Annotated in this window: 1 protein-coding gene; it reads left to right on the top strand. The window is 59.1% G+C overall.

What is annotated here, in order from left to right; all coding sequences use genetic code 11:
- Positions 1–208 (top strand): hypothetical protein (locus EXE42_RS18410; protein ID WP_137707164.1); only part of this gene is annotated, 208 nt, incomplete at both ends.

Genomic DNA, 208 nt, shown 5'->3' with positions numbered 1-208 from the left:
TCGACTTCGAGACGACGAGCCGAGAACTCGCGGCGGGGCTCTCTACGCTTCTCACGCAACGCGGGGAGAAGCACTCGCTGAAGTACAGGGAGAGTAAGGGGAGCTACACGATTCGAACGTGTGATTACTACCGCAGCGGACAAGACCCGGTCGTTGAGGAAGTGGATCACGACGGGTACGTGTACGATCTCAGCGTCGCCGAGAACGA

It is taken from the genome of Halorubrum sp. SP3, from assembly GCF_005435195.1.
GTDB lineage: Archaea > Halobacteriota > Halobacteria > Halobacteriales > Haloferacaceae > Halorubrum > Halorubrum sodomense.
Note: the sequence above shows the minus strand (reverse complement) of the source record. Positions and strands in the feature narration are given on the sequence as shown.